Origin of the sequence: Zwartia sp. (assembly GCF_049655405.1) — a bacterium.
Lineage (GTDB): Bacteria > Pseudomonadota > Gammaproteobacteria > Burkholderiales > Burkholderiaceae_B > Zwartia.
Genome location: NZ_JBASJR010000014.1, coordinates 1 through 5,123, shown reverse-complemented (window position 1 = coordinate 5,123; position 5,123 = coordinate 1). Strand labels below are relative to the sequence as shown.

The following is a 5,123-nucleotide window of genomic DNA, read 5'->3' as shown; positions in this document are numbered from 1 at the left end:
CCAAGGTTCTGGCCCCACCCCGCTTTCCCCGACCGGAAAGTCCGACTCGTTTTTTGAGGATCCCGCCGCCCAGATCAGCATCGATCAAACCGTGCGTCATTTCGATAACTGCAGAATAGAGCGCCTTGTCACTGAGTTCAGTCTTGCGCATCCATCGAGCAAAGTAGCGAGTCTTAAAAATACGTTTCATGCTTGATTGTGCCACTAAGTGGCATACATTGTCAAGGGTATTGCTACGACAGATTTGGTGCCAACTGCTCCAACTCCGCTGCCATCCGGTATCCCATCGCCCGGTAGCCTCGCTGGCGTTTGTCCCACATCCGAAGAAGTGTGGGGTGGCCGGTGTCGACAAAATCGATGATGCGCACGTCAGTCTTGCTTGCATGCTCACGATGTAAGCGTCCGGCATATTGCTGCAAAGTGCCCTTCCAAGACACAGGCATCGCTAGGACCAGCGTGTCTAGTGGCGGGTGGTCAAATCCTTCGCCTACCAACTTACCAGAGGCCAGCAAGATGCGTGAAGCATCAGGCGGCAAGGCGTTAAGTTCGTCAATCAGGACTGAACGTTGTTTTTTTGATAGCCGACCGTGCAGAATAAAGTGAGAAGAAACATGCTCGTAAAGTACAGCGCTAATGGCGTCCAAATGTTCGGTGCGTTCGGTTAGCACCAACACTTTGCGGCCAGATTCGAACGCGACCTTGACTTCAGCGGCAATCGCTTGGGTTCGCATGCTGTCGTTGGCTAGATGCCGAAAGACATCCTGGATCCCCGCCTCTGTGCCCAAATTAATACGATCATGGCGTGAGATCGGCATAACCTCTAGGTCATGCGGAGCGCTGGCTGAGCGCGTAGCCGTATGCCGTACCGGGCCGCACTGCATAAAGATAATGGGCTGTTGACCATCTCGTCGAATGGGCGTGGCGGTCAGTCCGAGCACGTATTTCGCTTTGGTCTTCTTCAAGATCGCATCAAAGGATGCTGCACCAACGTGGTGACACTCGTCGATGATGACATGGCCATAGTTTTCAACCAAGGAATTGACCTCGCCCTGGCGTGACACCGACTGCATCACTGCAATATCGATCTTGCCTGTGGGCTTGGCCTTGCCACCACCAATGGTGCCAACTAATCCTTTGGCAACACCGAGGAAAACCTGCAGGCGCTCCTGCCATTGTTTGAGCAGTTCGTTACGATGCACCAGCACCAAGGTGTTGACGCCGCGTTTGGCAATGAGGGCCGCTGCGGTAACCGTTTTACCAAAAGCTGTGGGCGCACAGAGCACACCCGCGTCATGTTGCAGCATTTGCGCAACAGCCGTTTCTTGATCTAAGCGGAGTTGGCCGGTGAAATCCGCATCAAGTGGTTCACCTGAAAAACGCTCATCTTGTATCTCCCACGTAATGCCGTTGTCTTTGAGCAAAGCCCACGCGGCGTCCAGACAGCCGCGCGGCAATGCAATGTGTTTTGGAAAATTCTCGGCGTTACCGATGATCCGGGGCTTGTCCCAGACTGACATGCGCATGGCCTGCGCTTTGTAAAACTCAGGGTTCTGAAAAGCAGCCAAACGGATCAAGCGATTGGCCAGTGCTTGCGGTAGTTGAGCATTCTCAAAATAGATCATATTGGACAGCGTGACACTTAAGGACTTTGGCAATGGTCCAGTCAATTTCTTGTTGGCTTCTGCACTGCTTTTCCACGGAGTAGCCAGATCTTCATCATCGATGAAGGTTACATCAAGCGGGTGAGATTTTCCGGTGGCTCGCAAAACTGTGGGCTCAATGTCGAGGACGGACATTGGCTGGATTGCTGCTAAAAAGGCCCATTGATCGGCATACGGTTGTAAGTCGCCATTCACAAAAACGCTTCGACCACTTTCCCGGGGGCGCTTTTGTAGGGGAAGTGCAATCAGGTTGCCAAAGCCACCCTTTGGCATGCTGTCTTGGTTGGGAAATAGCCGATCATAAGACGTGAGCTTCAACTGTCTTGTGCGCGCGCAGGTATGGCTGATGAGGGCAGTGCCCAGTCTTCGGGCATCGCGGGCTGACACGCGCCCTTCAAAAAATAGCCAGGCATGTGCACCCTGACCAGAGCGGGACACTTCTAGCGCGCACGGAACGCCTAATTCGCCGCACGACTTCATGAAGGCGCGGGCGTCGTCCTGCCACTGCGCCTCATCAAAATCAACCGCCAGAAAATAGCAGCAGTCATCCTCTAATAAGGGGTAGACGCCAACCGTGTGTTCGCCAGCCAAGTGATCGTAGATGACGGCGTCGGTTAGCGGGACCAACAAGCGGTTGCCACAGTCCCCACACTTGATGCGCGGCTTGTCGCAAACTCCCGCGCGCCACTCGTTGGCACAGGCCGGTGAATAACCCGATTTACCTGAAGCACGGCTCTCCCAGCGCAGAGGGTAAACATCGGTGCGGCCACGAAACAGACGGCGAAAAATAGCAACTTTTTCTTGGGTTGAAAAATTTCGAGTTTGCTTAACCTCATTTGTAATTAACACCTGTGCGGCAGGCAGGCGCCATTCAATACCCTGTTGCTCCAACAAGGCAATGAGACGTGCGTTTTCGGTCTGGAGCGCAGCCAAGGGATCACGTTCAATCATGATATGTCCTGTACTCAGCAAGCAGGTCGCCCAAGCCAAATCGCGCCCCATAACCAAAGCTGAGACAGATTTGAAATACGTCGTGCAATCTTTTCCCCAGGGGAAGGCTTGGTTATTGTTGCAGCGGTGAGCATGGTGCTAGCCGAATCAAACACACGAAATGTGATCACGAAATAGATCGTACAAGACTCGCCTCAGAAGTGCACTTAGTTTTGTGTGTATCGTAAGTTGTTTATTGGGGTTGAGTGATGCTCGTTCTGCGCACCTTGGTACGCGGTCGATCCCAACCTCTACAAGCTTTGTTCCCTTCACCTACCAATGCCAAATTAAAACTCGCTCGATCAGTCCGCAAGTAACCCATTGATTTTTATAGGTTTAGCAAAAACCACTCGCGGACTTCGACCCATATCCACAGCGCCGCTTTCCAGAGACTATCCGCCCCCAGAGACAAAACCCTCTCTTTTACCACCCCGAAACCCCGTCTCCGTAGTCCGCAACACTCCCCCCACACCCGCATAAACCCAAACCAACGGCCAAAAAAATACCAACCCCGAAGGGTTGGTATGTGCGGTAATGGTGGTGGGATGGGAGCTAAGGGAAAAAATTAGTAGTGCAAAGGGTTTGGGTAATTGATAGTTATTGTTAACAGGTGAGGGCTTAGCCGTTTGATTAGGTGTCTCCAATTTGGACTAGTGCAGATATGCTGTCGTTTAGTCGCTAGAATTGCAAACTTTGCCAGTCGCGTCACTAGGCTGGCGAGCCAGCTCAATGAAAGCACGAACGTAATCTATAGTTGTATCCGCTTCCCGGGCTCCCAAGAAAATCTGTTTGGCGAGGCCGCGTGCGCCCAGCCGCACCGGCACAACATCCATCTTCGCTGCGTATTCCTCGACAAGCCAGCGGGGTAGAGCGGCCACGCCGCGGCCGTTGGCTACCATCTGAAGCATGATGTCGGTGGTTTCGATGGTTTTGTGGCGCCTGGGAGTGATGCCGGCTGGCAACAGGAATTGGTTGTAGATGTCCAAGCGTTCGATATCCACTGGGTAGCTGATAAGTACCTCGCGGGTTAATTGCTGGGGTTTTACATAGGCCGTCGAAGCCAAAGCATGGTCTTTACCCACGACAAGTACCTGTTCGTAGTCGAACACAGGTTCGAACTTTAAACCAGGTTTATAAAGTGGGTCGGGGGTGACTAGCAAGTCGATCTCGTAACCTAAAAGCGCGCCAATTCCGCCAAACTGGAATTTTTGTTTGACATCCACATCCACGTCGGGCCATGCGGTCAAATAGGGTGAAACCACCTTAAGTAACCACTGGTAACAAGGGTGACACTCCATGCCGATGCGCAGCGCACCTCGCTCGCCCTTCGCAAACTGTCCAAGGTGCTCTTCAGCTAGGTTTAGTAGCGGTAGCACCCTATTTGCCACCGCAAGTAGGTACTGACCGGCTTGTGTCAGACGCAGACTTCGTCCTTCTCGTAACCAAATGTCGGTGCCTAGTTGCTGCTCTAGTTTCTTCATGGTGTGGCTAAGAGCCGACTGGGTCAGGTGTAGCACGCCCGCGGCCGCAGTCAATGAGCCTTGTTTCTCGACCTGCAGAAGGATTCTTAGATGAATGCGTTCAATCATTTTAATGATTATTTTTCATGGATTCATGAGATAAAACCATTTTACTTCATGAATTATGAAGTCTAGCATCTCAACCATGGCATCTGTTATATCCTAGATTGGTAACGAAAATGACTCAACCTCTCCGTGTAGTAGCGGTTTCTGGCGGACTGCAAAGCCCTTCCAAGTCTGCAGCCTTGACAGAGCACATATTAGGTCTAATCGCTGATGAAATCTCAAGCGAACAACATATGGTTGAACTTGGGCAACTCGCACCGCTGCTTGCTGGCGCGATCTGGCGATCCCAGTTGCCCGAAGTCGTGGAGCGCAAGCTTACTGTAGTCGAGCAAGCCGATATTCTAGTGGTCGCAACACCGGTCTACCGCGGTTCCTACACGGGGCTCTTCAAGCATTTCTTCGATTTTATTCATCAGGACGCCTTGATCGACAAGCCAGTTTTTTTGGCTGCCACCGGTGGTAGCGAGCGCCATGCATTGGTGATCGAACACCAGTTGCGGCCGCTTTTTAGTTTCTTCCAGGCGCGCACATTGCCATTGGGCATATATGCGACTGACAAAGATTTTGTCGACTATCGATTGCAGGACCCCGCCTTGATCGAGCGGACTAGGCTGGCGTTGCAACGGGCAATGCCATTGCTGGAGCTGACGCGCAAAGCCAGGCACCCTTTGGTCGAGCAATTAGCTGTGGCCTGAAACAGAAATCTGCATTTTCTTATTTTTAAATTTTCAAAAAATTAAATCACAATGAACCAAGAACTTATTTTTAAACTGAAAAGTATTTGCTTCGATGAGAACTATTCTCCATCGGACAGTACGCGTCTCACCACGAATTTTGCCAATTTGGCACGAGGCACGAGTCGGCAACTGAATTTGCGCAACACATT

At 51.7% G+C, this 5,123-nt stretch carries 5 protein-coding genes; 2 read left to right on the top strand and 3 right to left on the bottom strand.

What is annotated here, in order from left to right; all coding sequences use genetic code 11:
• From WBJ47_RS14165 to WBJ47_RS14155, 3 genes are all read right to left on the bottom strand, one after another.
• The coding region (locus WBJ47_RS14165) for a type II toxin-antitoxin system RelE/ParE family toxin (RefSeq protein WP_424585293.1) at positions 1 to 190 on the bottom strand (190 nt) is incomplete at its 3' end.
• Between the two features lie 43 nt (positions 191 to 233).
• Positions 234 to 2,612 carry a TOTE conflict system archaeo-eukaryotic primase domain-containing protein gene (locus tag WBJ47_RS14160; RefSeq protein WP_424585292.1) on the bottom strand — a complete coding sequence of 793 codons (2,379 nt, stop codon included), beginning with the start codon at positions 2,610 to 2,612 and terminating at the stop codon, positions 234 to 236.
• A 710-nt stretch (positions 2,613 to 3,322) separates the two neighbouring features.
• Positions 3,323 to 4,240: a LysR family transcriptional regulator gene (locus tag WBJ47_RS14155; protein WP_422243017.1), complete on the bottom strand. Its 918-nt coding sequence runs from the start codon at positions 4,238 to 4,240 to the stop codon at positions 3,323 to 3,325.
• A gap of 110 nt (positions 4,241 to 4,350) precedes the next feature.
• Here WBJ47_RS14155 and msuE point away from each other — a divergent pair, with 110 nt between their 5' ends.
• Together msuE and WBJ47_RS14145 are read left to right on the top strand one after the other, a co-directional pair.
• Positions 4,351 to 4,932, top strand: a complete 582-nt coding sequence (gene msuE / locus WBJ47_RS14150; protein ID WP_422243016.1) for an FMN reductase — start codon at positions 4,351 to 4,353, stop codon at positions 4,930 to 4,932.
• A 51-nt stretch (positions 4,933 to 4,983) separates the two neighbouring features.
• Positions 4,984 to 5,123: putative oxygenase MesX (locus WBJ47_RS14145; protein ID WP_422243019.1), on the top strand; the 140-nt coding region annotated here is incomplete at its 3' end.